The following is a 25,532-nucleotide window of genomic DNA, read 5'->3' as shown; positions in this document are numbered from 1 at the left end:
GCCCCTAGCGGGATGGGATGGGAGGGGATCATGAACAGACGGAATCTGCTGGCGGCGGTGGCGGCCATGGGACTGGCTCCAGGCGCGCGGGCCCTGGCGGCGGACGGCGACCTCAAGGCCGCGGCGCGGGAGGCCTGGATCTTCGCTCTGCCGCTGATCGAGATGGGCCAGGCGCGGATGCGGATGCTGCGGGCCCGGCCGGGCGACCAGCCGGCGGCAGTCAACGGCTTCGTCCATGGCCGCAACCTGGCCACCCCGGCCAGCCGGGCGATCACCACGCCCAACAACGACACCCTCTATTCCAGCGCCTGGCTGGACCTGACGGCGGGGCCGGCGACGCTGACCCTGCCGGCCTCGGGCAAGCGCTACCTCTCGGTGGCGGTGCTCGACATGTACACGGACAACGACGCCATCCTGGGCACGCGAACCCTGGGAAGCGAGGGCGGGACCTTCACCCTGGTCGGGCCGAAACAGCCGGGGTCGGGGGCCAACCTGGTGCGGGTCGCCACGCCACATGCCTGGGTGCTGGCTCGCACCCTGGTCGATGGCGAGGCCGATCTCGCCGCTGCCCACGCGGTGCAGGATGGGATCGTCCTCAGGGGCCCGGCGACAGCCGCGCCGCCGGCCGTCGCCGCGCGCAACGCCCCGCCCGGCGACTATTTCGCCAGCGCCCAGGCGCTGCTGGCCTCCGATCCGCCGCGGCCCGAGGACCTGGGCCTGTTCCGCCGCGTCGCGGCCCTGGGGCTCGGCCCCGTCTCGGGCTTCGACCCCAAGCGCTTCAACGCCGGTGAGCTCGCCCAGATCGAGGCCGGGGTCGCCGAGGCCAAGGCCATGATCCTGGCCAATGCCGGGCGCCAGACCTTCATCGACGGCTGGAGCTATCCGCGCGCCAATCTGGGTCTCTTCGGCCAGGACTATCTCTTCCGGGCCATGGTGGCGCTCGGCGGCTTGGCGGCCCTGACCCCGGTCGAGGCCATGTACATGCGGGCCCAGGGCGAAGACGGAAGCGGTCGGTTCACCGGCGACGGTTTGCGCCGGCTGACCATGCCCGCCAACCTGCCGCTGGACGGCTTCTGGTCGCTGACCATGTACGAGGCCACGCCCCAGGGTCAGTTCTTCCTGACGCAGAACCCAATCAAGCGCTTCGCCATCGGCGACCGCACCAGCGGCCTGAAGCGCAACGCCGACGGGTCGCTGGACATCTGGATCGGCCGCACCGATCCGGGCGGCGATCGGAGCGCCAACTGGCTGCCGGCGCCGGCCCAGGGACCGTTCGCCATGACCTTGCGCGCCTATCTGCCGCGCGCCGAGATGCTGGACGGCCGCTTCCGCTTCCCGCCGGTGGTCAAGGCCTAGAACCGCGAGGCGGTCAACTTCACGTCGGCCGTCTTCCAGGCCTCGTCGAAGGCCGCGCGGGTCGTGGCGGCTTCGTCCTTCTTGCCCTGGCGGTCGAGGGCCTGGGTCAGGCCGTAGAGCGCCCAGCCGTCGCGGCGGTAGTGCTTGAGGCTGTCGCGATAGACGGCCTCGGCTTCCTGCACGCGGCCGGCCTCCAGCAGGGCCGCGCCCAGATAGTGGCTGACCGGCGAATGCCAGTAGGCCGGCTCGGTATAGGGCAGGGCGCGCTCCAGTTCGGAGGCCTTGCGGAAACGCACGATGGCGGCGTCCAGCACCCCATCCTTGCGGGCGATCTCGCCGTCCAGCAGGGCCAGCGCCAGCTCCGTCATCGGCTTGGCGGGGATGGCGAAGGCGTCGAAGGCCGAGAGGTCGGCGCGGGTCAGGGCCTCCAGCCTGGCCCGGTCTGCCAGGGCCGTGGCGCGATCGCCCGTATTGGCCGCGGCGATCCCGTGGGCGTAGAGCCAGATGGCGGTGTCGAGCTTGAGGCCGGGCGGCGGCGGCGGTTCGGCCAGCACCGCGTCCCACTTGCCGAACCGCAGCAGGTTCACGACCGGCGTGTAGACGAAGAGTTCGGCCAGCGGCAGGTTGGCGGCCGTCTCCTCGGCCTTGACCGCCTTGACCAGCCGCCGGGCGGCCTGGTGCGAGACCAGGGAGCGCCCCTCCATCTCCGCCGAGGTCCACAGGAAGTGGATGTTGTGGCCGTAATAGCCAGCCGGATAGAAGCCCTGCGCCCGGCAGGCGGCGATGTACTCCTCGTCCACCAGGGCCGCCATCTCGTTGGACCGGGCCGCGTCGGCGTAGCGCCCCACCCGGTAGAAGATGTGGCTGGGCATGTGGACGATGTGCCCGGCTTTGGGCATCAGGGTCAGCAGCCGGTCGGAGGCGGCCTCCGCCCGCTCGGGCGTCGTCGAGGCCTCCACGGCGTGGATATAGAGATGCAGGGCCCCTGGATGGTTGGGCGCCTTGGCGATCACCCCCTCCAGCGCGGCGAGGATTTCCGCGCCCTTGCCCTTCGAGGTGACGGCGTCGGCCTGCCAGTAGTCCCAGGGCTGGGTGTCCATCATGGCTTCGGCGTAGAAGGTGGCCGCGTCCAGGTCCGACGGGTCGGCGCGGGCGAGATCGCCCATGGCCTTGGCGAAGGCCTCGTCCAGGGGCTTGCGGTCGGCTGGAGGCTGAGCGGCGTAGCGGGTCGACAGGGCGTCGATCCAGGCCTGTTCGCGTGGCGAGGCCTTGGACTGCAGGACCTGGGCGCGCGACAGCGCCTGCCAGGCCGGGGTGACGGCGTCAGCCTGCATCGGCAGGTTGATGTTGGAGCCCAGCGCGAAGGCCACGCCCCACCAGCACATGGCGCAGTCGGGATCCTGGCGCGCGGCCTCGCGGAACGAGCGGATCGCCTCGGCGTGATTGAAGCCGAACAGCAGGTTCACGCCCTGGTCGAACAGCTTCTGGGTCTGGGGATTGGTGGTGGTGATCGGGTGGCGGTGGTCGCCCAGGCCGTCGAACACCGGGGCGCCGGGCTTGTCGGCCTGGCCCATATAGATGGCCGGCATGGCCGCGCCCGGCATCGGCATGGCGCCGTGGTTCATGGCCGGGCCTTCGGCCTTGGCGGCGGTGTGGGCGGCGTGGTCCTGAGCCGCGGCGGGCAAGGCGATCAGGCCGGCGGCGAAGACGGTGGAGAGCAGGAACACGCGCATGGAGACCCCCATATGACAAGGCGCACAGAGCTACGCGGACTGGTGGTGGCCAGACTACTGTACTCGTGGTCCAGTTCGGACCGAATATTGCCTAATACGGGTTGGGAATCGGACGCATTGTGGTGATCTCCCGGCCGTCGGCGCCGCGAAAGGTCACCAGGTCTTGCGGCGAAGGCGGCGCGGCCGGCGCCTGGAGGGCGAGACAGGCCGGATCGTTGCGTTCCACCTGGCGGGGCCGGTTGATCCGCCCCAGGAACCCCTGGTCGCGCAGGGCGTCAGCCGTGCAGGGCCCAGCCACGGCGCGGTAGTCGGCGACCAGCAGCGTCTCGGCCTCGAGATCGCAGGCCTCCAGGGAATGGTCGCGAGCGGCCGGCGTGGCGACGCGGACGGCGCCCTGGAAGCCGCTCTCGAGCAAGGCCTCCGCCATGCAGGCGTCGTCCACTTCGACGCCCGGCGCCAGGTCGGGCCGCGACGTGGCGGCCTGGGCGGCGGGCGCAGCCAGGGCCAGGAGCAGGGCGGGGAGGAGGCGAAGGGCGCCGGTCATGGGAAACTCCGAACCGCGCCGACTATCCCGTCCGCCAGCCAGGCCGTAAAGCGCTCTCCCCTCTGGCGTGCTTCGGAGGGCGCGCTTCGGGGGCATGCCTAGGGCGTCGAGATTGACTTTCGCCCTGCCGGCCGTCATACACCGCCCCTTCGCGCCGCCGGGAGACCGTGCGGGTCCGCGAACCTATGACGGGTGACCTGATCGCCGCCGTTGAGATCGCGCCTCCACTATCGGGGGCGCCGGCCCGGGTCGACTATGAAGAGAGACGACGTATGTCGAAGCGCCACTCGGCGAAGTACAAGATCGACCGGCGGATGGGCGAGAACATCTGGGGTCGCCCGAAGTCCCCCGTCAATCAACGCTCTTACGGCCCCGGCCAGCATGGCCAGCGCCGCAAGCAGAAGGTCTCCGATTTCGGCCTGCAGCTCCGCGCCAAGCAGAAGCTGAAGGGCTATTACGGTAACCTGACCGAAAAGCAGTTCTCGCGCACCTACACCGAGGCCGCCCGCCGCAAGGGCAACACCTCCGAGAACCTGATCGGCCTGCTGGAAAGCCGCCTGGACGCGGTGGTCTACCGCTCCAAGTTCGTGCCGACCGTGTTCGCCGCCCGTCAGTTCGTGAACCACGGCCACGTGCTGGTGAACGGCAACCGGGTCAACATCGCCTCCTATCGCGTGAAGGCCGGCGACATCGTCTCGGTCCGCGAGCGGTCGAAGAACATGGCGCTGGTGCTGGAAGCCCTGCAGTCGGGCGAGCGCGACACGCCGGACTACATCGAGGTCGACGCCAAGGGCATGACCGCCAAGTTCATCCGCGCGCCGGAATTCTCCGAGGTCCCGTACCCGGTGAAGATGGAGCCGAACCTGGTCATCGAGTTCTACGCGTCCTAACCGGCCGCCGAACCCGACCAAGATCCGCGAAGGCCCCGGAGCGATCCGGGGCCTTTTGCTTTGCGGGATATTGTGGCGGAGTGGCGCGATGAATCGCCGGTTTCTCCTTGTCGCGGGCCTGGCCCTGGTCTCGGGCTGCGCCACGGCCGCGCCGCGGGTCCTGTCGGAGCTGGAGCCGCTCTACTCAGCCAGCGCCGGGCGGGAGGCTTTGACCATCCGCGTCGCGTCCAACGGCTGCACCAAGAAGGAGGACTTCTCGTTCTTCGTCGAGCGGAAGGGCGAGGCGATGACGCTGGCCTTCGGCCGCAAGCGCCTGGACCCGTGCAGGTCCTTCGCCATGGGCCACACCGACCTGACGTTCAGCTATGAGGAGTTGGGGGTGACGCAGCGCACGCCGCTGTTCCTGCTGAACCCGCTGGCCGCCTGGACCGGGCCAGGGAGTTGGGTGAGGCGCTAAGTGAACCGGGCCACGATGTCGGGGGTGACCCGCTTGGGCCGTCCGGTCCCGGCCTCCACCAGGCACCAGACCGTGCGGGACTGGGCGCACATGGCGCCGTCGGGGCCGTCGATGCGCACGAAGCGGTCGAAGCGCGGACCTTCGGGCGCCTCGGCGACCCAGGTCGTGGCCAGGGCCGTCTCGCCGGGCATCAGGGCCCGGCGGTAGTCGATCTCATGGCGCAGGACGATCCAGGCCCAGGCCGCCTGTTCCCCGTCCGGCTGTAGGGCCCGCCAGTGGGAGGTGGCCATGTCCTGAATCCAGCGGACATAGACCACATTGTTCACGTGGCCGTTTTCGTCGATGTCCGACGGAGACGGCGTGAACTCGCGGGTGAAGACCTGTCGGCCGGGGGGCGGCTCGAGGCGTCGGCTCACGCAGCCAGGACGCCCTGTTCGATCAGGAGGGGCTTCAGTTCGCCCGACTGGAACATCTCGCGGATGATGTCGGCGCCGCCGACGAACTCGCCCTTCACATAGAGCTGCGGGATGGTCGGCCAGTCGGTGAAGGTCTTGACGCCGTCGCGCAGGCTGTCGTCCTGTAGCACGTCGACGCCGATGAAGTCGGCGCCCAGGTGGTCGAGGATCTGCACGACCAGGGCCGAGAAGCCGCAGCGCGGCTGTTCGGGCACGCCCTTCATGAACAGCACCACGGGATTGTCGGCCACGGTCTTGGCGATGAAGTCGTGGGCGGGATTGGCGGTGGTGGTGTCGGTCATGGCGAAACGGGCCTTTGCGGCGAATATCTCGCCAGACAGCTAGGGACGGGAGGGCCGCGGGTCAAGACGCCCGACGCCGCAGGGTGCAGGCTTCAGGCCCGGCGGCGGTCGGCGAGCTCGCCGAAGCGGGCCATCTCGATCTGGGCGGCCACGCCGGTGGGCAGGTCCCTGTCGGTCACGGCCGCGAACCGTTCGATGGCCTCGGTGCGGAAGGCCTCGAGCTGGACGGAGGCGAAGGTCGGCTCGGTGAGCGTGTAGGCCAGGCAGATCTCGTCGGGGGTCCAGCCGGGGGTGTCGTGCAGGAAGGCGTAGGTGCCGGCGCCGGCCAGGGGCTCGGGCCGGCCGGGGCTGAGCAGGCTGCGGCGTGGCGACGAGGCGGTGGGCGAGGCGCGGCCCAGGGCGCCGCCGGGGAAGGGATCGCTGGCCACCAGGGTCATGTTGCTGGCCGCGGCCTCGCGGATGCGGCGGCGCGCCTGCCAGTCGGAGGTCAGGCTGAAGGGGGTGGTCGCCACGTCGAAGCTGGCGCTGCGGATACCCTCGTCGACCGACGGGCCGTCGCCGACGACGCCCACCTGCAGGCAGAGCCCGGCCGAGCGAAGCTGGCTCAGATGGTCGAGGGCGTCGGGCGCCAGGGTCTCGTAGGCGGCCTCGTCGATCATCACGAGGTCGAAATAGAGCGCGCCGGTCTTCTGCAGGCCGTGGCGGATGCTGAGCGAGATGGCCTCGGCCGTCAGCACGCCGCGCGGGTCGCCCCGCAGCCGCCAGCTCAGGAACAGCAGCCGCCGCTCTACCGACTTCAGCGCCTCGCCCAGGCCGAGGGCGGCGACATCGACGCCGGCGGCCACTTCGAAGAAGTTGATCCCGTTTTCCATGGCCGAGAAGACCAGGGTCCGCCACGCCTGGGGCGAGCTCATGTTCGGCGCTTCGCGCAACAACAGGCTGACGGCCGAGACCGCCTTGCCGGTTATGCCGAAGGGGCGATAGCGCATGGCGCTCCTCTCAGGCCGGGGCGGAGGTTTCGAGCGCGAGCGCGTGCAGCTCCCCGCCCACCCGGCCCTTCAGGGCTCCGTAGACGAGCTGGTGCTGCTTGACCCGGTTCAGGCCGGCGAAGGCCTTGGACACGATCCGCGCCTTGTAGTGGTCCCCGTCGCCGGCCAGGTCGTCGACCTGAATCTGCGCGTCGGGAAACGCCTCGCGGAGGCTTCGCTCCAGTTCGGCGATGGGCATGGGCATGGGGGCGCTCCGGTCGAATAAAAGTTGTCTGCCATAAAGCTTAACAACCCTTGGATTCCCAATGGGTTCGCGGGGTCCGCCCGAAGGTTATCCGGGGCGCTAGGAGGACAGGCTCGGCGCGATCTCGTCATAGCCGCGATTCAGGAACTCGATCAGGCAAATTCCGTGGCCGAAGGGGTCAGCCATGACCACGATCTTGCCCCAGGCCTCGGTGCGGATCTCGCTCTCGGCGCGCGCGCCGGCGGCGATGGCCTGGACAAAGGCGGCCTCGATGTCGGCGACCACCACGTCCAGGTGGACCGGGGTCCAATGGCGGGCATAGCGGCGCAGGTCCTGGCCGGCGCCGACCGAACCTTCCGGGTTTTCAAGCAGATAAATCTTGGCCGGCCAACCTGACAGCTCCGCGCCGCCGTCGCCGAAGCGCCGCGTGACCTTGAGGCCGAAGGCGTCGACATAGAAGGCCACGGCGCGGGCCAGGTCGGGGACGTCGATATTGACCAGCAGATCCATCGACATCCCCGCGCCGGATTCTCGTCAGTCGACGATGGCCGAGTAGATCAGGCTCTTCAACTGGCCGCGGAAATTGAACGTCCCGGACGGCATGAGCTGGGTCATGAACACGACCGAGAGGTCCTCCTTCGGATCGACCCAGAAGATGGTCGAGGCCGCGCCGCCCCAGTAGTAGTCGCCCGTCCCCAGGGTCCCGGTCTCGACCTGGCCCATGGTGGAGGCGAAGCCGAGGCCGAAGCCGACCCCGTCATTGGCGGTCTCGGAAAAGGTGCCCAGCGCCATGGTCGAGAGGTCCTTGCCCCCCGCCAGGTGGTTCATGTGCATGAGCTCCAGCGTGCGCGGGCCGATGACCCGGTGGCCATCCAGTTCGCCGCCCCGGCGCAGCATCTCGCAGAAGCGGAGATAGTCGGCGGTGGTGCCGGTCAGGCCGCCGCCGCCGGACTTGAAGCCTGGCTCAGCGGCGAAGGCGCTGGTCGCCGGATCGTCGATCAGCTTGAGCTGCTTGTCGGCGCCACGCTGATAGTTGGCGCAAAACCGGTCGACTTTGTCGGGGGCCACGAAGAAGGCGGTGTCCACCATGCCGAGCGGACCGAAGATCTCGTCCTGCAGGTACTCGGCGAAGGGCTTGCCGGAGATCACCTCCACCAGGGCGCCGCAGATGTCGGTCGCCAGCGAGTACATCCAGCGCTCGCCGGGCTGATAGAGCAGGGGCACCTGAGAAAGCTTGTCCAGGAACGCCGCCATGGTGTCGGTCGAGCCGGCGCTGCGGATCTTCAGCTCGCGATAGAGCTTGTCGACGGGGTGCTGGATGCCAACGCCGGGCAGTCCGCCGCCGTAGGTGAAGCCGCCCGTGTGGCAGAGCACGTCACGGAACGAGACCGGGCGCTTTAGCGGCTCAGTGACCATGTCCTCGCCCTCGCCGGCGACCCACACCCGGTGGTTCTTCCAGGAGGGGACGTAGCGGCTGACCGGGTCGTTGAGCTGGAAATAGCCCTTCTCGTAGAGGGTCATCAGCGCGATCGAGGTGATCGGCTTGGTCATCGAATAGATGCGGAAGATAGCGTCGTCGGCCATCGGCTTGCCCCGCTCCAGGTCCATGGAGCCGAACGATTTCTGGTAGGCGACGTGGCCGTGGCGCGCGACGGCCACCTGGCAGCCCATGATCTTCTTCGGGCCGATGTAGTTGCGCTCGAGGTGGTCGGTAATGCGGTCCAGACGGCCGGCGTCGAGCCCCGTCCACTGAGATTGGGCGTCCATAAAATATCCTCCCGAGAATGGCGGTCGTTCTAATTGGCGGGCATCATGGGCGCGGCGGCATACGGATGCCAAGAAAAACACGCTGTCGGCTGGATGGAGAACGATCAGGATGCAGGCTTTGATGGCGCAGGCCGCGGTGCTGGGACAGCGCCTGAAGGACCGCAAGGAGACCGTGGCGGTCAATGAGAGCTCGTCGGGCGGACTGGTCTCGGCAGCCCTGCTGTCGGTGCCCGGGGCCTCGGCCTACTTCATGGGCGGCGCGGTGGTCTACACGCCCAAGGCCCGGGTGCTGCTGACCGACATCCCGCGCGAGGCCCTGGCCGGCATGCGCTCGTCCAGCGAACCCTACGCCTTGCTGCTGGCCCAGAACGCCCGCGAACGCTACGGCGCCACCTGGGGCATCTCGGAGACCGGCGCGGCGGGGCCCACCGGCAACGGCTACGGCGACGCGGCCGGCCATACCTGCGTGGCGATCTCCGGACCGGTGGAGATGGTGGTCACCATCGAGACGGAGTCCGACGACCGCGCGGCCAATATGGAGGCCTTCGCCGCCGCCTGCCTGCGGATGCTGGAGGCGGCGACCGAGCCGGCCTAGCCCATATAGGCTGGCATCCAGGCCTCGTGGGCCTGGCGCAGCTCGGCCAGAGGCAGGGTGAAGAGGCCCGCGACCGACAGGTCCTGGCCGCCGGCCTGGCCGACGATAGCGGCCGGAACGCCCGCGGCCTTGGCGGCGGAGAGCACCTCATAGCCATTGGCGACGGCGACCAGATAGCGGGCCTGGTCTTCGCCGAACAAGGCCGCGTGGGGCGCGATCCCAGCCGGCAGGGTGAGGCTGGCGCCCACCTTGGAGGCCAGGGCCATGTCGCCCACGGCGGAGATCAGGCCGCCGTCCGAAAGATCATGCACGACAACAGCTTGACGCGATAGAATCAGGTTTCGGATGAAGTCGCCCGTCTTGCGTTCCAGGGCCAGGTCGACCTGCGGCGGGGCGCCGTCCTCGCGGCCCAGGATCTCGCGCAGGTACATGCTGGCGCCCAGCTCGCCGCGGGTCGCCCCGATCAGCACCAGGGCGTCGCCGGCCTTCATGCCGGCGAAGTCGGCGCGCAGGCTGGAGTCGGCTAGCAGGCCCACGGCCCCGACCGTCGGCGTCGGCGGAATGGCCGCCCCGTTGGTCTCGTTGTAGAGGCTGACATTGCCGCTCACGACCGGGAAGTCGAGCACCCGGCAGGCCTCGGCCATGCCGTCGATGGCGCGCACGATCTGGCCCATGATCTCGGGACGCTCGGGATTGCCGAAGTTCAGGTTGTCGGTGATGGCGATGGGGTCGGCGCCCACGGCGGTCAGGTTGCGCCAGGCCTCGGCCACCGCCTGCTTGCCGCCCTCGAAGGGGTCGTTCAGCACATAGCGCGGGGTGCAGTCGGACGTGACGGCCAGCGCCTTCCTGGTGCCGTGCACGCGCACGATCCCGGCGTCGGCCCCAGTGGAGGAGTCCTCCAGGGTGTCGGCCATGACGTGGCGGTCGTACTGCTCCCAGAGCCAGCGCTTGGAGGCCATGTCCGGCGCGCTCATCAGCTTCAGCACCGCCTGGGCGTAGTCGGCGGGCGCCGGCACGTCGGCGGGCGTGAGGCGCGGCTGCAGGGCCGGCGCGACCCAGGGCCGGTCATAGAGCGGGGCGTCGTCGAACAGGGGCGCCAGCGGCACGTCGCAGACCACCTCGCCCTTGTGCTTCAGCACCATGTGGCCAGTGTCGGTGGTCCAGCCGATGGTGGCGGCGTCCAGGCCCCACTTCTTGAAGATGCGCTCGCCGTCGTGCTCGCGGCCGGGCTTGAGGATGGCCAGCATCCGCTCCTGACTCTCCGACAGCATCATCTCATAGGCGCTCATGCCTTCTTCGCGCTGGGGCACCATGTCGAGGTCGAGCTCGATGCCGACCCCGCCCTTGCCGGCCATCTCCACCGAGGAGGAGGTGAGGCCCGCCGCGCCCATGTCCTGGATGGCGGCCACGGCGCCCGAGGCCATCAGCTCCAGGGTCGCCTCGATCAGCAGCTTCTCGGCGAAGGGGTCGCCGACCTGGACGGTGGGGCGCTTCTCGTCGGAGGCGTCGTCGAACTCGGCCGAGGCCATGGTCGCGCCGTGGATGCCGTCGCGCCCGGTCTTGGAGCCGAAATAGACCACCGGCAGGCCGGGCGAAGGGGCGGCCGAGTAGAAGATCTTGTCGGCGTCGGCCAGGCCCACGCACATGGCGTTGACCAGGATGTTGCCGTCATAGCCGCGGTGGAAGTTGGTCTCGCCGGCCACGGTGGGCACGCCCACGCAGTTGCCGTAGCCGCCGATGCCGCTGACCACCCCGGCCACCAGCCGCTTGGTCTTCGGATGGCTGGGATCGCCGAACCGCAGTGCGTTGAGCAGGGCGATGGGCCGCGCGCCCATGGTGAAGACGTCCCGCATGATGCCGCCCACGCCCGTGGCCGCGCCCTGATAGGGCTCGATATAGGAGGGGTGGTTGTGGCTCTCCATCTTGAAGATGCAAGCCTGGCCGTCGCCGATGTCCACCACGCCCGCGTTCTCGCCCGGCCCGCAGATCACGCGAGGCCCGGTGGTCGGGAACTTGCCCAGATGGATCTTGCTCGATTTGTACGAGCAGTGCTCGGACCACATCACCGAGAACACGCCCAGCTCGACCGGGCTCGGTTCGCGGTTCAGGCGCTGGAGGATGACGTCGTATTCCTCCGACTTCAGGCCGTATTCGGCGGCGGTCTCGCGGAGGGTCTTGGCAGGCTGTGCGCTCATGGCGGGCCTTCTACCCGGACTCGTCCTCGGGCGCGATAGGGCGATCAGCCAGCCAGCGCGTTGATCCGTCGCACCGCCCCCGGCCGGACCGTGTCGCCGATGCGCCAGCCCGCCGGACAGGCGCCGATCAGGCGGTAGCGGACGGCCTGCCGCACGCCCGGATCGGGGGTCTCGAGGGGGCGCAGGGCGAAGCGGACCGTGATGTCCCGCGCGGGGTCGCCGGTTCGGGTGACATTGACGCTGTAGCGCCTGTCGAGGGCCACGCAGCGCACGGCGTAGAGGTCGGGTTTGACCACCGCCTGGCCCATGCGCCGGCAGGGTTCCCCATTGAGCCGGGGCAGAGGCGTCAGGAAGCCTGAGCGGATCACGTTGTCGGCGCAGACCTGCACTGCGCCGCGCACCGCGCCCTGGTCGTCCAGCGCTTCGGCCAACCAGAACTCGGGCGGGTGGGCGGCGGCCCGGCGGGCGATGACGCCCGGACGGTCGGGACGCAGCAGGTCGCCGCCCGCGGCCAGGGCCAGGCCGATCAAGGCGAAGGCGGCGAGGACGCCGAGCGCCAGCCGGCTCATCGCCCCGCCTCCAGCCGCTGGCGGGCCGGCAGTCGGGGGCGGCTCGCCGCCGCCACCGGCGGCGCGGGAACGGAGGCTGTCTCGACCGTGACCGGATGCAGCATGATCTTCCTCCACGGACGCCCGTTCGCGTCCGTGATTTACAATCATAAATCAACTTGGGAATTACAAGAGTAATTTATGGAAGCTGGGCTGGAGTCACGCGAGGGTGAACAGCTTGACCGGGGAACATCTGCGGGACCGGTGGGTTGCCTCATCAGCGCCGTCGCGGCGCGTAGCGAACATGGAGGCGACATGGGCAACGAAAAGAACCGCGATCCGCAGCAGCAGCAGAAAAACCCGCAACAGCGAAACCCGGGCCAGCAGCAACAGCAGGGCCAGGATCGTGATCGCCAGGACCGTCAAGGTCACGACAACCAGGCCGACAAGGCCGGTCGTCAGGACGGCGAGCGTGGGGATGACCGCACGGATCGCTGATGCGACGTCCGGTTTGAAGAGGCCGACGCCGAAAGGCGCCGGCCTTTTCGTTGGCATGATGTCTGGGCTCAGTGCGCCGCCCGCCCCTAGGGCTTCTCCACGACAGGTAGTTCGATGAAGCTGGCGCTGGCGCCGCCGTGGAACACCTTCTGGGTGGCCTTGCGGTAGTCGCCGGGCTTGGCGAAGAAAATGTTCTCCACATAGGTCTGCGGGTTGCGGTCATAGAGCGGGAACCAGCTCGACTGCACCTGGACCATGACCCGGTGCCCCGGCAGGAACACGTGGTTGGCGTGGGGCAGGGCGAAGCGGTAGCGCTGCACCTTGCCGGCCGGGATCGGCGAGGGCTTGGCGATGGAGTCGCGGTAGCGGCCGCGGAAGATGTCCATGCCGACGGCGAGCTGGTAGCCGGCCATCTCCGGGGTCGAGGCCATCTCCTCCGGATAGACGTCGATCAGCTTGACCACCCAGTCGGCGTCCGTGCCGCTGGTCGAGGCGAACAGATTGACCATCGGCTCGCCGGAGATCTGCAGCGGGGCGGTCAGGGGTTCCGACACATAGGTCAGCACGTCGGTGCGGTCGGCCACGGCCCGCTGGTCGGCGACCAGCCAGGTGCGCCACGCGTCAGCGTTGTCGGCTTGCACAGGCCGGGGGATGTAGGGCACGGGCTTGGCGGGATCGGAGACATAGTCGTCCGCCCCGGCCGCGGCGGCTCCAAAGCCCAGGCCGCCCTTGGCTTGCAGGTATAGGGGCTTGGACTTGGCGGCGCAGCCGCTCTCGCAGGCGATCGGCCATTTCTGCAGCCGCCGCCAGGCGTTGGTCCCGGTCTCGTAGATGAACACAGGCGGGGTGTCGGCCTTGGGCGCGCCGGGACGCAGGTGCTCGTCCAGGAACGGCTTCATCACCTCGCGGCGGAACTCCGTGGCCGTGTCGCCGGCGAACTTCAGCGCGCCGAGTTGGCGCTGCTCGTAATTGACCCCCGAATGACGCCAGGGACCCAGCACCAGGAAGGCCATGTCGTTGGCCTTGTCCTTGGGCTCCAGCACCCGATAGGTGTTCACCGCGCCGTAGATGTCCTCCTGGTCCCACAGGGCGCCGACCACCATGGTCGGGACGGTGAGCGGCTTCTTCTCCAGGATCTGGTCCAGGGCCTGCTCGCGCCAGTACTCGTCATAGGCCGGGTGTTCGGAGAGCTTTTTCCAATAGGGGAACTGGTCGAAGCCGAACTTCCTGGCGTAGTCGCCGGCCGATCCCGCCTGGCGGAAGTTCTCGTAGTCGTCGTAGCCGCCGCGGGCGACGTCCTCGCCGGCCCCCTTGACCACGTTCTGGCTGTAGATGAAGTCGAAGGTCGCCTGGCGGAACGCGCCGTTGTGGAACCAGTCGTCCCCCTTCCAGCCGTCGACCATGGGGCTCATCGGCACCGCGGCCTTCAGCGCCGGGTGCGGGTCGACCAGGGCCATCAGCACGGTGAAGCCCTCGTAGGACGAGCCGATCATCCCGACCCGACCATTGCTCTCGGCCACGTTCTTCACCAGCCAGTCGATGGTGTCGTAGGCGTCGGTGGAATGGTCGACCGAGGTGTTGTTGAGCGGCCCGCGCAGGGGCCGGGTCATGACGTAGTCACCCTCCGAGCCGTACTTGCCGCGGACATCCTGGAAGACACGGATATAGCCGTCGGAGACGAACACCTCGTCGCCCTGGGGCAGGGTGGCCAGCATGTTGGGGCTGACCGCCCGCTCGGTGCGCTTGCTGGCGTTGTAGGGCGTGCGGGTCAGCACGATGGGCGCGTCCTTGGCGCCCTTGGGGACCACGATGACGGTGTGCAGCTTCACCCCGTCTCGCATGGGGATCATCACCTCGCGCTTGACGTAGTCGAACGCCTCGACCGGCCGGACGAACTTGGCCGGGATGTCGGGCGCCATGTAGGGCGTCTGGGCGTGGGCGGAACAGGCGAGCGTCAGCGCGCCGACGGCGGCGCACAGGGTCGAAAACCGGGGCATGCGATTCCTCGAAGGGACGTTTGGCGCGAGCCTAGCGGCGGGACCTGGTCCTGGCGAGCCGGCTACCGCCTCGGCTGCTTGAAGGCCGCCATCTGAGCGGGCGTCAGGGTCATCATGACCACCGTGGCCCGGGTTTGGGTCATGGCCTCGCGGGTGGGCCGGTCGACCCAGCGGACATGGGCCGGGGCGGGCGGTTGGGAGGCCCAGGCCCCGAGGCCGGCGGCCCCGGAGAGGGCCAGCACGGCGCCGACGCCGATCATCGTCCGCACTAGCGAGGGGCGCGGCTGCTTCAGCATGTCGATGCGCGCCTCCAGCGGGTGGCGCGACGGGGCGGGCCAGTAGCAGCCGAAGGGCAGGAGGGTCGTGCCGAGCTGGGTCTTCAGCATGGTCTCGGCGTAGCGCCGCCGCTCGCCGGGCCGCAGCGCCATCACCGTGGCGTCGCAGGCCAGCTCCTGGTCGAGGCGCACATAGTAGGCCGCCAGGTGGGCCAGGGGATTGAACCAGTTCACCGCCTGGGCCAGGGCGACGCCCGCGTTGACCCTCGGATCGCCACGGTCGATGTGGGCCCGCTCGTGGGCTCGGACCAGGGCGCGTTCCTCCGGTGTGAAGCGCTCGTTGTGGTCAGCGGGGGTGACGATGCGCGGGGAAATGATCCCCACCACGGCCGGGCCCGCGGCGCCTGCCCTGGCGCGGTTCAGGAACCGCTGTTGGCCAAGGCTCATCAGCGCCAGGACAGCGATGACACCAGCGATCCAGACCTGCACGGCCAGCGGGGTCGAAGGGGTCAGGGCCGCGAAGGTCGGTGCGGACGTGCCGCCGGCGTCGGCGGCCTCAGCGGCGGGAACCAGGCTGGCGACGAAGGCCAGGGGCGCGATCAGCCACAGCCGGTAGGCGATCTCGGCCCCGAAGACCCGTCGCGCGGGCAGGCGCAGCGCGAGCACCAGGCCGATCGCCAGGCTGGCCGCCAGATTGGCCCGGAGGAGATCGGCGAACAGGTCAGTCATCGCCCAGGTCCTCGATCAGCTTTTTCAGTCGCGCGATCTCGGCGGGCTTCAACGCGCGATGCTTGGCGAAATGGGCCACCAAGGGCGCCAGCTGGCCGTCGAACAGCCGGTCCAGCAGGTCCTGGCTCTCGGCCTGGACATAGTTCTCGCGCGCGACCAGCGGCCGGTATTGGTGGCGCCCGTCCACCCGCTCGGACTTGATGGCCTTCTTCTTCAGCAGGCGGTTGATCAGGGTCTTCACCGTCGCCTCGCCCCAGGCCTGGCGGGCGGTGACGTCGGCCACGATCGACTCTGCGCTGCGCGGGCTGTCCCGCCACAACGCGTCCATGACCTGGCTCTCGGCTTCGGTGATGTGGATTTCCATCTTACGCCTGTAGTTCACGTCAAATTACGACGGTAAATCTTGCTGTCAAGCGACCGCAAGAATCGCAAAGTTCGTTAGGCCTCGCATGCTAGTATGCGCCGTTGAAACAGCAGCCAGGAACGGCATGTCGGTTCGCACGGTCTTGAGGTCTGGATCGATCGAGGTGGTCGACTATCGGTGCGAGGCGGGGCCGTCGGCCGCGCCCTTCGCCGAGTTCCATGACGCCACCTGCGTGTCCTATGTCCGCAAGGGCAGCTTCGGCTACCGCCTGGGCGCCAAGACCTTCGAAATGGTGGCCGGCTCCACCGTTATCGGCCGCGCAGGCGACGACTATGTCTGCACCCACGACCACCAGTGCGGCGACGAGTGCCTGGCCTTCCGCCTGTCTCCGGCCCTGATCGAGGCGTTGGGCGGCAAGTCGGAGGTCTGGCGTACCGGCGGGGTCGCGCCCCTGCCCGAACTGATGGTGCTGGGGGAACTGGCCCAATCGGCGGCAGAGGGCCGCACGGACGTGGGCATGGACGAGGCCGGGATGCTCTACGCCGCGCGCTTCGTCGCCGCGGTGACCGGCAAGCGCCGCGCCCCGCCCCAGGCCGTGGGCCGTGATCGCCGCCGGGCGGTTGAGGCGGCCCTGTGGATCGACGCCAACGCCCATGAGGCCGTGGACCTCGACGGCGCCGCCCGCGAGGCGGGCCTCAGCCCGTTCCACTTCCTGCGCGTGTTCGCCAAGGTGTTGGGCGTCACGCCTCACCAGTACCTGGTCCGCTCGCGCCTGCGCCGCGCCGCGCGGATGCTGGCCCAGGACCACGGCTCGATCACCGACGTCGCCTATGATGTCGGTTTCGGCGACCTGTCGAACTTCGTGCGCACCTTCGGCCGGGCGGCGGGCGTCTCGCCTCGCGCCTTCCGCAACGCGGCCAAGGGCGACCGCAAGATCCTCCAAGAACGGCTGGCGGCCTCCGCCCTAGGGTGACCTCCAATCAAGGAGATCCCCATGTACGACCATATCGGACTGAGAGTGAAGGACGTCGCGGCCAGCGCGCGGTTCTATACCGCCGCGCTCGCCCCCCTGGGCTGCGTGAAGAGCTATGAGGACGCCGATGGCGCTGGCTTCGGGCCTCCCGGCAAGCCTGGCTTGTGGCTGCATGCTGGCGGCGACGCCGCGCAGGGCGCGCACGTGGCGTTCCGGGCAGCCGGCCGCGAGGAGGTGGCCGAGTTCCACGCCCAAGGGCTCAAGGCCGGCGGCAAGGACAATGGCGCGGCGGGACTGCGCCTGGACTACAGCCCCACCTACTACGCCGCCTTCCTGATCGATCCGGACGGCAACAATGTCGAAGCCGTATGGGGGACCGAATAATGGGCTCGATCCGCAAGGAGATCACCGTCGCCGTCAGCGCCGACCTCGCCTGGTCGGTGCTCCGCGAGGCGGGAGAGGCTCACAAGGCCTTCGCCGGGGTGCTCACCGACTGCCGGCTGGAGGGGGACGCCCGTATCGTGACCTTCGCGAACGGCATGGTGGCCAAGGAGCGGATCGTCGATGTCGACGATGCGGCGATGCGGTTCGTCTATGCGGTGGTGGAGGGGGCGCCCACCCACCACAACGCCTCCTTCCAGGTCTTCGCCGACGGCGAGGACAGGTGCCGGATCGCGTGGATCACGGACGTCCTGCCGAACGGTTTCCTGGAGGTGGCCGGCCCGCTGACCGAGGCCGGCTCGGCGGCCCTGAAGCGCAATCTGGAGGCGCTTCCGTCCTAGGCGCTGGCGAGCGCGCTCTGGAACAGGAGCGCGCCGTCGGCCGAGCCCAGCTCAGCCTCGAAGGCGCGGTCGGGATGGGGCATCAGGCCCAGCACGTTGCCCTTGGCGTTGACGATCCCGGCGATGGCGCGGGATGAGCCATTGGGGTTTTCGAGATAGCGGAACACCACCTGGCCCTCGCCCTCGATCCGGTCGAGGGTCGCCTCGTCGGCGAAGAAGTTGCCCTCGCCGTTGCCGACGGTCATCTCGACCTCGCGCCGGCCGCCATAGGCCGCGGTGAAGCGGGTCTGGGCGTTGGTGACCTCCAGGCCGACCGGCTTGCAGACATATTTCAGGCCTTCATTGCGCAGCAGGGCGCCGGGCAGCATCTGGGCCTCGGTGAGCACCTGGAAGCCGTTGCAGATCCCGACGGTGGCCACGCCCCGCTCGGCCGCGGCCTTGACCTCGGCCATCACCGGCGAGAGCGCCGCGATGGCCGCGCAGCGCAGATAGTCGCCGTACGAGAACCCGCCCGGCAGGACGATCAGGTCCAGGCCGGAGGGCAGGGCGGTCTCCCCGTGCCAGACCATCTCCACCGAGGCGCCGGTCGAGCGCTCGATGGCGACCTTGCAGTCGCGGTCGCAGTTGGAACCGGGGAAGACGATGACGGCGGCTTTCATGGGCGGCTCTTTAGGCGCATTCGTCGAGGATTGGGAGGGGCGGTTCGGCGGAATCCGGCGCCGGGAAGATCTCGCGGAAGGTGAAGGCGTCCGGGCCGGGCCCCATGCGGCGCAGGGTCTCCAGGCGGGCGATCCCTTCCTGCGGCGTCGGGCGATGGCCGGCGGGGACCCACCACAGCGCCAGGAAGATCTCCATCTTCTCGAACCACTCGGCGCGGCGGCGCATGAACTCCACGTGGCCGGAGCGGTAGACATAGGCGCCCAGCTCCGCGGGGCTCTCCCACACCGACATGTTGATGGCCATCAAGGGGTCCTCGAAGGGCTGGATGTCGGTGGCGTCGTCGCCCTCGCCGACCAGCCGCCAGACGAAGCCCGGCGAGGCCTCGGCGAGGGCGTTGATACGACTGAGGTTGTTCTTGAAGTCGGCGATCATCGGATCGTCCACCGGCGCGCGCAGGCGACCGATATTGATCTGGGCGAGGTGGAACGCGCTCATCTTGTCTGCAATCCCTCCAGGTAGGCGAGCAGCTTGGCGTAGCCGGCCTTGTCGCCATATGGGCAGCCGGTGTTGGTCATGAAAGCCGCCCCGTCCTTGCGCGAGCCCTCCTGCTTCAGGATCGCCGGATGGCCAGGCGCGCCGGGCTCGGTGAAGACGAAGGCCTCGGACCCGCCGGGCGTCGTATAGAACCGGTAGGGCTCGCCGGGCGTCTGCGGCGCGGGCCTCAGGCCCGGCTGGGCCAGGACCTTGGCCGACAGCGCCTCATAGCTGAGCGAGCAGTCGAGCTGCAGCCGCGCCGGGGGCGGAGGCGGGGGTTCAGGCGCGCAGGCCTGGGCTGTCAGGAGGATCGCGATGAGGGCCGGGGCCCTCACGCCACCTCGACGCGGTAGCTTTCGATGACCGTGTTGGCGAGCAGCTTCTCGCACATCTGCTTGACCTCGGCCTCGGCCGAGGCGGCGTCGGAGGCCTTGAGATCGAACTCGATGGTCTTGCCGACGCGCACCCCGTCCACGCCGGGCCAGCCCAGGCCGTGCAGGGCGTTCTCGACCGCCTTGCCTTGGACGTCCAGGACGCCGGGTTTCAGGAACACATGAACTTTCGCGCGCACTAGTGCAGGCCTCCTTGGATCACGGTGGGCATCTCTTTCATGATCCCCAGCCGCCGGGCGACTTCGGTGTAGCCCTCGATGACGTCGCCCATGTCGCGGCGGAAGCGGTCCTTGTCCAGCTTCTCGTTGGTCTGGGCGTCCCACAGCCGGCAGGAATCGGGGCTGATCTCGTCGGCCAGCAGGACCCGGGAGAAGTCGTTCTCATAGATCCGGCCGAACTCCACCTTGAAGTCCACCAGGGTGATGCCGACGCCGGCGAACAGGCCGGTCAGGAAGTCGTTCACTCGCAGGGTCAGCGCCATCATGTCGTCGATCTCCTGGGTCGAGGCCCAGTTGAAGGCGGTGATGTGCTCCTCGGCGACCATGGGATTGTTGAGCTTGTCGTCCTTCAGGTAGAACTCGATGATCGAGCGGGGCAGGGCCTGGCCCTCGGGCAGGCCGAAGCGCTGGCTGAGCGAACCGGCCGCCACGTTGCGGCAGACCACCTCCAGCGGAATGATCTCCACCTCGCGGATCAGCTGCTCGCGCAGGTTCAGGCGCTTGATCAGATGGTTCTGGACCCCGATGGAGTTCAGCTTGACCATCACGTATTCGCTGATCCGGTTGTTGATGACGCCCTTGCCCTCCAGGATCGCTTTCTTCTGCGAATTGAAGGCGGTAGCGTCATCTTTGAAGTATTGGATCAAGGTTCCGGGCTCGGGCCCCTCATAGAGGATCTTGGCCTTGCCCTCGTAGATCTTCTTGCGGCGGGTGGTCATAAAGCGCCTTCTCCGAGAGCGAGGGCTAGCCGAGCCATCGACTCAGACCTCTCGCCCATATGAGGCTTTGTGAGGATTAGCGGAACCGCCCGGCCGGCGCAAACAGCGCAAAGAGGCCAGACGTCGCAGCCGATCTCGCGCGTTTGCATTGCGAGCGCCTTCGCCAAGGGATATGCAACGCCCGACTGACGGCCCACTGGGGAACACATGACCACCTTCAACGATCGAGAGCGCGGCTTCGAGAAGAAGTACGAGCTCGACCAGGAGCAGGAATTCAAGGCCGGCGCCCGTCGCAACCGCGCTCTGGGCGAGTGGGCCGCGGGGCTGATGGGCCTGTCCGAGGACAGCGTCGCCGAATACGCCAAGGCCGTGGTCAAGTCCGACTTCGAGCTGCCCGGCGACGAGGACGTGCTGCGCAAGGTGTTCGAGGACCTGAAAGGGTCCGGCGTCGCCATCTCCGAGGGCGAGGTGCGCATGAAGATGGACGAACTGCTGGCCCAGGCCCGCGAACAGCTCCGCGCCGGCTGAGGCCCAAACCGCCTCGCCGACCACAGACGCCGCCCGAAAGGGCGGCGTTTTTGTTTCAGGCCGCCGCCACGGGCCGCGAGCGCGCCGGCAGGAACCGCGGATTGCGCAGCAGGGCGGCGCTGACCAGCGAGATCAGCAGGCCGACCGGGAAGATCTCGGTGAAGGTCATGGCCATGCGGATCAGCGGGTTGGCGTAGAGCACGCGCATGGTCTCCATCTCGGCGGCGGCCTTGGCGTAGTCGGCCCCGCTCACCCCGGCGGCCCGCTTATCGGCCAGGACCTTGGCCGTGTACTGGTCCATGAAGACGTAGTCGGTGAGCGCCAGATAGGCCTCCCACACCGCGATATAGGCGAGCGACGCGATGGCCGCGATGCCGAGCCCCAGGACCAAGGCCCGGCCGAAACCGATCACCCCGCCCAGCGTCTGGTCGCGATACTGCTTGACCCCCACCAGGATGGCGCAGAGCGCGACCAGCATGATCAGATAGCCCACCAGGACGCTGGAATGGGGCCCCTCGCCGCCGGTGGAGGCGATCGAACCGATGACGCCCAGGATGACGACGAGGCCCGAGATCAGGCCGTAGGTCAGGATGATGCGGGTCATGCCGGTGGCTCCTGGCGGCGCGAACGACCATGGCGCCTTCGCACCCTCGGCGGTATTCCCCAAGATCCCTCGCCTGGCGCAAGGCGGCTTCAGCGCGCAAAGAGGGTCGATGTCCGACCTGCCTCCGCCCGGCGCGAGGGTCTCGCCCTCCACGGCCCGCAACCGCGATCCCATACTGGCGGTGTTGAAGCCGCGCCTGCCGGCCGCGGGCCTGGTGGTGGAGATCGCCTCGGGCGCCGGCGAGCACGCGGTCCACAACGCCGCGGCCACGCCCCACCTGCTGTGGCGCCCCACCGACAGCGACGACGAGGCCCTGGCCAGCATCGCCGCCTGGCGCGACCACGCGGGCCTGCCCAACCTGCTGCCGCCGCTTAGGCTCGACGCGTCGGACCCCGACGCCTGGCCGATCGAGCGCGCCGACGCGGTGGTCAATATCAACATGATCCACATCTCGCCGTGGTCGGCGGCGCAGGGGCTGATGGCGGGGGCGGGGAGGCTGCTGCCGGCGGGCGGGGTGCTGTTCCTCTACGGGCCGTTCATCGAGCGCGACGTGCCGACGGCGCCCAGCAACCTCAGCTTCGACGAGAGCCTGAGGCGCAGGAACCCCGCCTGGGGGATCCGGTGTTTGGACGATGTGGCGGCGCTGGCCGCTGAGCATGGGTTGGGGTTGGTTGAGCGGATTGGGATGCCGGCGAATAACCTGGCGGTGGTGTTTCGGAAGGTTTGAGCGGGCGGCGTCATGCTCGATTGGCGCGCGACCGGCGTTGCGCTGGAGCCTTGCCGGCCGCGCCAGCGCCGAAGTGTGCGAGAAGCTTGATCGGACCTCGCCGGCGGGGCTTACTAGCCCGGTGCTAGACTGGCTGAAGGAATGAGCCGATGGCTCGATATCCGCAATCAAACCTATTGGCCTTGGTCATTATTGGCGCTTTTGTCGGCGGCGTCGCGCTCGCGGGCTGGATGCTGCAGTTCATCATCCTCGCAAAGCTGGATGCGAGCTGATCGGACATGCTCTTTGGCGCCCCGTAAGGTCAGCGATCCCGCAACTACCTCAGCACCGGCGCGCGATACCGCCCGTGAACAGACGGCGCCTGCGGTCAAGGCTCCAGCCGCGCCAGGCGCAACTCCAAGCGTTTCAGTTCGCGCAGGATTCCGAGCATTTGCATGCGCTGCAATATCCACTGCTTCACAGTGATCTGCACGGTCCAAGCGGCCCATCCGGCCGCCGCCCAAAGGATGAGGCCACGCGTCGTTTCCGCCTCGATCATCCGCCACACGCACCAGACCCCTATGACGGCCGCGATGATCGCGGCGACATTGGCGACGATTGTCCAGTTCCGCATAGGACCTTTGAAGGTCTCTCCCAGCTGCGCGAACAGTGTTCGTTCTCTGTCCAGGCCGTCAAGGAACGCCTCGTCATCGGCGCTTAGCGACGCGCGCAACCTCTCGTCAATTTCGGTCATGGTCGTCTCCTGCGAGTGCCGCCTTCAATTGCCGGCGGGCATGGAAAATTCGCGACTTGGCCGTGCCCAACGGCACGTTCGTCGCCACAGCGATCTCGGCCATTGTCAGCCCCTCGCCAAAATAGAGCACCGCGGCCGAACGGTGATCGAGGCTCAACCGGCCAAGCGCCTGGAGGATCGCCGTCACGTCCTCGCCGCCACCGGTGGGCGCGGCCGGTTCCAGCGCCGCATCGAGCGCCGTGGTCCGTCGCCGGCCGCGCTGGGCGCTACGAATCAGGTCCACACACTTGTGATGTAGGATCCTGAACGTCCAGGCGGGGAACCTGGCCGGGTCCGCGAGGTGAGCGATTCCGGCTAGCACGCCGGTCCAGGTCTCCTGTACGGCCTCGCGGGCAACGTCGTCATCGCGCACCAATCGCCGCGCTGCACGAATAAGGCGCGGCTGCCATCGGGCCGCCAGCCGCTCAATCGCACGCCGATCCCCACTCTGGACGAGGGTGACGAGAAGTTCGTCGTAGACCCGGTCTATCTCGCGCTGAGGCAATGGCCCGCCTTCCCGCCCACGTCGGTAGTATAGTCGATCCACCCTGCGCAAAGGTTCAAAGCCAGGGGCCGACAACGGTGATGGGTTCGACGCCGCCTATGGGGCCTTGGCGCTAGCGCCGGTGATCGCGTCTATTTCGAAGTCGACAGCTATCGCCTGAACGCGGAGGGGCGCGGCGACCGTGGCGCGTCAGGCCGCAATGCCGAGCCGGCCGGACTACGCCTTTAGCAGCGTCGCGGGACGCCATGTGCTGTTGATCTTCCGACCGAGCGATCGACCGACCGAGCGATCGCGCGGCGCAAGCTACCGCGGTTGGCTATTCCATCGCCGGCGGGTACCTAGCCTCATGACCGCGATGCGAACTCGACTGGTTCTTCCCTTGGCGCTAGCCATGAGCGCCCTTCCAGCCCTGGCGCAGGCCGCCGCGCCGGGGGTTGACGCGCCCGCGCTCCTGGGCGCGCCGATCGAGTTCTATCTCTTCGGCCTGACCCTGCTCGGTGTCGCTATCTTCCATCATCGCACCCTGGAGGTGGCGCTCGCTGGGCTCACCGCGATCATCGCCTACCAGGCCATGGTCAGCGGCTTTCCCACGGGCGTCGGCCTGGGCGCGCTGGGCGAACACCTACGGCACGAATGGGTGATCCTGACCAATCTGATGTTGCTGCTGGTCGGGTTCGAACTGCTCTCGAACCAGTTCGAGCGCAGCAACCTGCCCGATCACCTCCCGAGCCTACTGCCTGACGACTGGACAGGCGGGGTGGTGCTCCTGGGTATCGTCTTCGTCATGTCGGCCTTCCTGGATAACATCGCCGCCGCGGTGATCGGCGGCGTGATGGCGCGCCACGTCTACCAGGGCCGGGTGAGCGTGGGCTTCCTGGCCGCCATCGTCGCCTGCGCTAACGCCGGCGGAGCGGGCAGCGTCATCGGCGACACGACGACCACGATCATGTGGCTGAACGGGATATCGCCGCTCACGGTGCTGCCGGCATATGTGGCGGCCGGCGTCGCGTTCGTCGTCTGCAGCCTGGCGGGCGCGCGATCACAGCAGCGCTATCAGCCAATCCTCGCCAAGGACGAGCCGGATCATCCGCTGCAATGGCGCCGCGTGTGGATCGTGATGTTCATCCTGGCCGCCGCCGTGGCGACGAACATCACTGCAAACGCCCTCACGGAGGGCGAGGAAACAGCGCCCTGGCTGGGCTTGGCCGTGTGGGTGGCCTTGATCCTGACGGCCTTCGTCGCCAAGCCCGACTGGGCGGTGGCCCGGCCTGCGCTCAAGGGCGCATCGTTCCTGGTGGCCTTGGTCGCGGCGGCCTCGCTGATGCCGGTGAACGCGTTGCCGGATCCCACGTGGCAGAGCTCGTTGGGATTGGGCTTCTTGTCCGCGGTCTTCGACAACATCCCCCTGACGGCGCTGGCGCTGGAGCAGGGAGGATACGATTGGGCTCTGCTGGCTTACGCCGTGGGCTTTGGGGGTTCCATGGTCTGGTTCGGGTCCTCGGCCGGGGTGGCGCTCACCAACCTCTATCCGGAGGGGCGATCAGTGTTCCGATGGCTGCGCGAGGGCTGGTTCGTGCCGCTGGCCTACGTCCTGGGCTTCCTCGTCATGCTGCTGCTTCTCGGCTGGAATCCGGATGCTTCCACCGGGGTCCCCGCGCCAAGCCACTGAGGGCTGTGCTACGGTCCTCGCGGATGCGGCGGGGAACAGCAGATGTCGAGTTTAGAAATGCGGGGACACTATACTTAGTTGCCATGCGACCGGCGTTGCCTGGATCCTTGGCGGGGCGCCAGCGCAGTGTTGAATTAAGTATAGTGTCCCCGAATTCGCCCGCGCTCGCTCAGCCCCTTCGATTCACCGCCGTCGGCGATGCGTCGGCTGGATGCAAGGGGGGCGTTTGGTTCGGCTATCCCCGCCAACTCCAAGTAAGCGCTGTCTTCAGACCACAGCTGCGATTTTGAATTGCTGAAAGGAGTGATTTGCGGACTCGGTCCAGCTAACTTCGCCGCTGATGACGGGACCGATGGATCGTGCTGAACGCGCAAGACGGCTAGGGCCCTATTTCGAGCTGCAGCTCCGTCTGGCTCGGCGTCTGGCCGAACTGAGCGGGCGCTCCTTAGGAGAGGCGGTACTCCGGCACACAACGTTTCACCGCGGGTTTGGGCTTGGCCCGGTCGGCGAC

33 protein-coding genes are annotated in these 25,532 nt (G+C 68.4%); 11 read left to right on the top strand and 22 right to left on the bottom strand.

Annotation, left to right across the window (positions count from 1 at the left end; translation table 11 throughout):
- Positions 1-30: 30 nt before the first annotated feature.
- Complete coding sequence (locus Q8Q77_RS09330) at positions 31-1,356, top strand: DUF1254 domain-containing protein (protein ID WP_305583302.1); 1,326 nt, start codon at positions 31-33, stop codon at positions 1,354-1,356.
- Here Q8Q77_RS09330 and Q8Q77_RS09325 read toward each other — a convergent pair.
- Together Q8Q77_RS09325 and Q8Q77_RS09320 are read right to left on the bottom strand one after the other, a co-directional pair.
- Positions 1,353-3,089 carry a hypothetical protein gene (locus tag Q8Q77_RS09325; protein WP_305583301.1) on the bottom strand — a complete coding sequence of 579 codons (1,737 nt, stop codon included), beginning with the start codon at positions 3,087-3,089 and terminating at the stop codon, positions 1,353-1,355. The genes Q8Q77_RS09330 and Q8Q77_RS09325 overlap by 4 nt on opposite strands.
- A 91-nt stretch (positions 3,090-3,180) precedes the next feature.
- Positions 3,181-3,633 (bottom strand): hypothetical protein, encoded by a 453-nt coding sequence (locus tag Q8Q77_RS09320; RefSeq protein ID WP_305583300.1) that lies wholly within the window; start codon positions 3,631-3,633, stop codon positions 3,181-3,183.
- Between the two features lie 272 nt (positions 3,634-3,905).
- Here Q8Q77_RS09320 and rpsD point away from each other — a divergent pair, with 272 nt between their 5' ends.
- A complete protein-coding gene (gene rpsD, locus Q8Q77_RS09315) occupies positions 3,906-4,523 on the top strand; it encodes a 30S ribosomal protein S4 (RefSeq protein WP_305583299.1) in 618 nt (205 codons plus the stop codon).
- A gap of 88 nt (positions 4,524-4,611) precedes the next feature.
- The gene (locus tag Q8Q77_RS09310; protein WP_305583298.1) at positions 4,612-4,980 is read left to right on the top strand and encodes a hypothetical protein; all 369 of its coding nucleotides are present in this window, start codon (positions 4,612-4,614) and stop codon (positions 4,978-4,980) included.
- Here Q8Q77_RS09310 and Q8Q77_RS09305 read toward each other — a convergent pair.
- From Q8Q77_RS09305 to Q8Q77_RS09280, 6 genes are all read right to left on the bottom strand, one after another.
- Positions 4,977-5,396: a thioesterase family protein gene (locus Q8Q77_RS09305; RefSeq protein ID WP_305583297.1), complete on the bottom strand. Its 420-nt coding sequence runs from the start codon at positions 5,394-5,396 to the stop codon at positions 4,977-4,979. The genes Q8Q77_RS09310 and Q8Q77_RS09305 overlap by 4 nt on opposite strands.
- A complete protein-coding gene (gene grxD / locus Q8Q77_RS09300; RefSeq protein WP_305583296.1) occupies positions 5,393-5,737 on the bottom strand; it encodes a Grx4 family monothiol glutaredoxin in 345 nt (114 codons plus the stop codon). The genes Q8Q77_RS09305 and grxD overlap by 4 nt, the downstream gene beginning before the upstream one ends.
- Positions 5,738-5,829: 92 nt before the next feature.
- The gene (locus tag Q8Q77_RS09295; RefSeq protein ID WP_305583295.1) at positions 5,830-6,726 is read right to left on the bottom strand and encodes an aldo/keto reductase; all 897 of its coding nucleotides are present in this window, start codon (positions 6,724-6,726) and stop codon (positions 5,830-5,832) included.
- 10 nt (positions 6,727-6,736) lie between these two features.
- The gene (locus Q8Q77_RS09290) at positions 6,737-6,970 is read right to left on the bottom strand and encodes a BolA family protein (RefSeq protein WP_305583294.1); all 234 of its coding nucleotides are present in this window, start codon (positions 6,968-6,970) and stop codon (positions 6,737-6,739) included.
- 99 nt (positions 6,971-7,069) lie between these two features.
- Positions 7,070-7,480 carry a VOC family protein gene (locus Q8Q77_RS09285; protein WP_305583293.1) on the bottom strand — a complete coding sequence of 137 codons (411 nt, stop codon included), beginning with the start codon at positions 7,478-7,480 and terminating at the stop codon, positions 7,070-7,072.
- Positions 7,481-7,504: 24 nt separating this feature from the next.
- A complete protein-coding gene (locus tag Q8Q77_RS09280; protein WP_305583292.1) occupies positions 7,505-8,737 on the bottom strand; it encodes a serine hydrolase in 1,233 nt (410 codons plus the stop codon).
- Between the two features lie 109 nt (positions 8,738-8,846).
- Between Q8Q77_RS09280 and Q8Q77_RS09275 the strand changes: the two genes are divergently transcribed.
- Positions 8,847-9,332 carry a CinA family protein gene (locus Q8Q77_RS09275; protein WP_305583291.1) on the top strand — a complete coding sequence of 162 codons (486 nt, stop codon included), beginning with the start codon at positions 8,847-8,849 and terminating at the stop codon, positions 9,330-9,332.
- Here the strand turns inward: Q8Q77_RS09275 and purL are convergent.
- From purL to Q8Q77_RS09245, 6 genes are all read right to left on the bottom strand, one after another.
- A complete protein-coding gene (gene purL, locus Q8Q77_RS09270; RefSeq protein WP_305583290.1) occupies positions 9,329-11,527 on the bottom strand; it encodes a phosphoribosylformylglycinamidine synthase subunit PurL in 2,199 nt (732 codons plus the stop codon). The two genes, Q8Q77_RS09275 and purL, sit on opposite strands and share 4 nt — an antisense overlap.
- Positions 11,528-11,571: 44 nt before the next feature.
- Positions 11,572-12,096 (bottom strand): hypothetical protein, encoded by a 525-nt coding sequence (locus Q8Q77_RS09265; RefSeq protein ID WP_305583289.1) that lies wholly within the window; start codon positions 12,094-12,096, stop codon positions 11,572-11,574.
- Between the two features lie 198 nt (positions 12,097-12,294).
- Positions 12,295-12,630 carry a hypothetical protein gene (locus tag Q8Q77_RS09260; protein WP_305583288.1) on the bottom strand — a complete coding sequence of 112 codons (336 nt, stop codon included), beginning with the start codon at positions 12,628-12,630 and terminating at the stop codon, positions 12,295-12,297.
- Positions 12,631-12,659: 29 nt separating this feature from the next.
- Positions 12,660-14,570, bottom strand: coding sequence for a CocE/NonD family hydrolase (locus tag Q8Q77_RS09255; RefSeq protein WP_305583287.1), 1,911 nt, complete (start codon positions 14,568-14,570; stop codon positions 12,660-12,662).
- A 62-nt stretch (positions 14,571-14,632) separates the two neighbouring features.
- Positions 14,633-15,574: a M56 family metallopeptidase gene (locus tag Q8Q77_RS09250; RefSeq protein WP_305583286.1), complete on the bottom strand. Its 942-nt coding sequence runs from the start codon at positions 15,572-15,574 to the stop codon at positions 14,633-14,635.
- Entirely contained in the window at positions 15,567-15,932 is a 366-nt protein-coding gene (locus Q8Q77_RS09245; RefSeq protein ID WP_305583311.1) for a BlaI/MecI/CopY family transcriptional regulator, read from the bottom strand. Before Q8Q77_RS09245 ends, Q8Q77_RS09250 begins: the two co-directional genes overlap by 8 nt.
- 130 nt (positions 15,933-16,062) lie before the next feature.
- On the opposite strand from Q8Q77_RS09245, the gene Q8Q77_RS09240 reads away from it, so the two are divergent.
- Genes Q8Q77_RS09240 through Q8Q77_RS09230 form a run of 3 tightly spaced genes read left to right on the top strand, consistent with a single transcriptional unit; the run spans position 16,063 to position 17,693 of the window.
- On the top strand, positions 16,063-16,911 hold the full coding sequence (locus Q8Q77_RS09240; RefSeq protein WP_305583285.1) for a helix-turn-helix transcriptional regulator: 849 nt from the start codon (positions 16,063-16,065) through the stop codon (positions 16,909-16,911).
- A gap of 21 nt (positions 16,912-16,932) precedes the next feature.
- Positions 16,933-17,295, top strand: a complete 363-nt coding sequence (locus Q8Q77_RS09235) for a VOC family protein (protein WP_305583284.1) — start codon at positions 16,933-16,935, stop codon at positions 17,293-17,295.
- Positions 17,295-17,693, top strand: coding sequence for an SRPBCC family protein (locus Q8Q77_RS09230; protein ID WP_305583283.1), 399 nt, complete (start codon positions 17,295-17,297; stop codon positions 17,691-17,693). The genes Q8Q77_RS09235 and Q8Q77_RS09230 overlap by 1 nt, the downstream gene beginning before the upstream one ends.
- Here the strand turns inward: Q8Q77_RS09230 and purQ are convergent.
- Genes purQ through purC form a run of 5 tightly spaced genes read right to left on the bottom strand, consistent with a single transcriptional unit; the run spans position 17,690 to position 20,216 of the window.
- Positions 17,690-18,352, bottom strand: a complete 663-nt coding sequence (purQ, locus tag Q8Q77_RS09225; protein ID WP_305583282.1) for a phosphoribosylformylglycinamidine synthase subunit PurQ — start codon at positions 18,350-18,352, stop codon at positions 17,690-17,692. The genes Q8Q77_RS09230 and purQ overlap by 4 nt on opposite strands.
- A gap of 10 nt (positions 18,353-18,362) precedes the next feature.
- On the bottom strand, positions 18,363-18,848 hold the full coding sequence (locus tag Q8Q77_RS09220) for a DUF3291 domain-containing protein (protein WP_305583281.1): 486 nt from the start codon (positions 18,846-18,848) through the stop codon (positions 18,363-18,365).
- Entirely contained in the window at positions 18,845-19,222 is a 378-nt protein-coding gene (locus tag Q8Q77_RS09215) for a hypothetical protein (protein ID WP_305583280.1), read from the bottom strand. The genes Q8Q77_RS09220 and Q8Q77_RS09215 overlap by 4 nt, the downstream gene beginning before the upstream one ends.
- Positions 19,219-19,458 (bottom strand): phosphoribosylformylglycinamidine synthase subunit PurS, encoded by a 240-nt coding sequence (purS, locus tag Q8Q77_RS09210; RefSeq protein WP_305583279.1) that lies wholly within the window; start codon positions 19,456-19,458, stop codon positions 19,219-19,221. The genes Q8Q77_RS09215 and purS overlap by 4 nt, the downstream gene beginning before the upstream one ends.
- Positions 19,458-20,216 carry a phosphoribosylaminoimidazolesuccinocarboxamide synthase gene (gene purC, locus Q8Q77_RS09205; protein WP_305583278.1) on the bottom strand — a complete coding sequence of 253 codons (759 nt, stop codon included), beginning with the start codon at positions 20,214-20,216 and terminating at the stop codon, positions 19,458-19,460. The genes purS and purC overlap by 1 nt, the downstream gene beginning before the upstream one ends.
- A gap of 207 nt (positions 20,217-20,423) precedes the next feature.
- Between purC and Q8Q77_RS09200 the strand changes: the two genes are divergently transcribed.
- A complete protein-coding gene (locus tag Q8Q77_RS09200; protein WP_305583277.1) occupies positions 20,424-20,744 on the top strand; it encodes a DUF1476 domain-containing protein in 321 nt (106 codons plus the stop codon).
- 55 nt (positions 20,745-20,799) lie between these two features.
- Here the strand turns inward: Q8Q77_RS09200 and Q8Q77_RS09195 are convergent, their stop codons facing one another.
- Complete coding sequence (locus tag Q8Q77_RS09195) at positions 20,800-21,348, bottom strand: DUF4199 domain-containing protein (RefSeq protein WP_305583276.1); 549 nt, start codon at positions 21,346-21,348, stop codon at positions 20,800-20,802.
- A 109-nt stretch (positions 21,349-21,457) separates the two neighbouring features.
- Here Q8Q77_RS09195 and Q8Q77_RS09190 point away from each other — a divergent pair, with 109 nt between their 5' ends.
- Both Q8Q77_RS09190 and Q8Q77_RS09185 read left to right on the top strand, forming a co-directional pair.
- Positions 21,458-22,075: a DUF938 domain-containing protein gene (locus Q8Q77_RS09190; RefSeq protein WP_305583275.1), complete on the top strand. Its 618-nt coding sequence runs from the start codon at positions 21,458-21,460 to the stop codon at positions 22,073-22,075.
- A 149-nt stretch (positions 22,076-22,224) separates the two neighbouring features.
- A complete protein-coding gene (locus Q8Q77_RS09185; protein ID WP_305583274.1) occupies positions 22,225-22,347 on the top strand; it encodes a hypothetical protein in 123 nt (40 codons plus the stop codon).
- Between the two features lie 95 nt (positions 22,348-22,442).
- Here the strand turns inward: Q8Q77_RS09185 and Q8Q77_RS09180 are convergent, their stop codons facing one another.
- Together Q8Q77_RS09180 and Q8Q77_RS09175 are read right to left on the bottom strand one after the other, a co-directional pair.
- Positions 22,443-22,808, bottom strand: a complete 366-nt coding sequence (locus Q8Q77_RS09180; protein WP_305583273.1) for a DUF6768 family protein — start codon at positions 22,806-22,808, stop codon at positions 22,443-22,445.
- Positions 22,795-23,352: an RNA polymerase sigma factor gene (locus Q8Q77_RS09175; RefSeq protein ID WP_305583272.1), complete on the bottom strand. Its 558-nt coding sequence runs from the start codon at positions 23,350-23,352 to the stop codon at positions 22,795-22,797. Before Q8Q77_RS09175 ends, Q8Q77_RS09180 begins: the two co-directional genes overlap by 14 nt.
- A 391-nt stretch (positions 23,353-23,743) precedes the next feature.
- On the opposite strand from Q8Q77_RS09175, the gene Q8Q77_RS09170 reads away from it, so the two are divergent.
- Positions 23,744-25,021 (top strand): hypothetical protein, encoded by a 1,278-nt coding sequence (locus tag Q8Q77_RS09170; protein WP_305583271.1) that lies wholly within the window; start codon positions 23,744-23,746, stop codon positions 25,019-25,021.
- Positions 25,022-25,532: the final 511 nt, after the last annotated feature.

Origin of the sequence: Phenylobacterium sp., assembly GCF_030698145.1 — a bacterium.
Taxonomy (GTDB): Bacteria; Pseudomonadota; Alphaproteobacteria; order Caulobacterales; family Caulobacteraceae; genus Phenylobacterium.
This window is presented reverse-complemented; position numbering and strand designations above follow the sequence as displayed.